The organism is Pseudoduganella violaceinigra DSM 15887 (genome assembly GCF_000425385.1).
Classification (GTDB): Bacteria; Pseudomonadota; Gammaproteobacteria; order Burkholderiales; family Burkholderiaceae_D; genus Rugamonas; species Rugamonas violaceinigra.
Genome location: NZ_AUDI01000045.1, coordinates 1 through 1,318 on the forward strand (window position 1 = coordinate 1; position 1,318 = coordinate 1,318).

Annotated in this window: 1 protein-coding gene; it reads right to left on the reverse strand. The window is 53.3% G+C overall.

Features of this window, described 5'->3' with window-relative positions; translation table 11 throughout:
• Positions 1-1,318: polymorphic toxin-type HINT domain-containing protein (locus H597_RS34900; RefSeq protein WP_229632194.1), on the reverse strand; the 1,318-nt coding region annotated here is incomplete at both ends.

The following is a 1,318-nucleotide window of genomic DNA, read 5'->3' on the forward strand; positions in this document are numbered from 1 at the left end:
GTCCGTCCACTTTTCTATACGGCCCCACAATATGCGGTCCAACATGAATTGTGGCCGTGCCATTTGAATTTACGCGGATTACCACATTTTCGCCAAGCGCGCTTTTCGCCTCCGTTACGGAACTTGGATTTCCGCCAACAACATTTCCGTCCGCATCAAAGCAATTAACATTGTGTACCCAAACACGGAACTTGCCAACGAAATAGGTATGGAAGCCGTCAACAGTTAAATTGTAAGTTTCCGGCGACTGCTGCTTATCCATCAGAGACTCAACCGCCAACTCTACGCCTTGGCTGGATTGAACTAACATCCCGGCCTTGAGCTGACCGCTTTCGACCCACCCTGCCCCCACAGCTCCACCAACATACTGATCCTTGTTCAGTACCCAGAACGGATGATTGTCAGTTACCGTCAGCACTTCTGTTTCGCCAGCACTGTTTCGCAGGGTCAGATCGTAGACACCCTTATTTCGCGTGGCGATTAGTGCCGTGACCGGCTTGTATGCAATCTCGCCAGTTACATCACTCTTCGACAGGACGAGATCACCCTCGCGAACGTCCTCAATCGCCTTGAAGCCATCCTTCACTGCGACAAGCGTTCCCGCGATAAAGCAAGAATCACAATTTACTCGTCTTACCTTTGCCTCGGCAGTCCTTGAACTAGCGGCCTTTTCGCCCGCCTTGCTACCCGCGCGTCCATGAGCTTCCACCGTTGTGATTTCCGCTCTTTCCGCAGCAACCGTCGCAGGACTACCTGGGGCCTTGGCTAATTCTGGATTAGCCGATGGCACGCGCGTCTTACCTCCAGCAGGCGGAGAACGCTTGGTCAAAGCCACCTGCGCGACAGCAATGCCCACACCTACACCGTTGCTGCCAAGGTCATAATGCGCTTGGCTGCGAGCAACCGCACTTGAGTCCTTGTCCATCGCCACATTGGCAGCACCGGCGAAGGTGCCGATGCTTTTGCCCAGCTCAGGTAGGCCTAGCGTCAGAATTCCTCCAATTTGTTCCGTCGGTGTCTTGCCTTCGACAATTTCTCTCTTCAGACTCCAGTTTCGTAAGTCGACCTGGAAGACCTTTTCTGGCCTTGGCGAATTCCAATTACGGCTCGGGTGAGAGGCTTTCCATGCTTGAACATCTTTATAGTCGTCATACGGATGAAGGTCGCCGCCGAACAGCAGGTTTGTTACTGAAGTTGCGACGCCATTTAATGTGTCGACTGCGTCATATCCGTTGAGATCAACAAACCGCGCTGGATTAGCGTAGGCATACAAGTAATGGTGCAGCGACAGCGGCGTGCGCCAGTCGCCCTCATACGG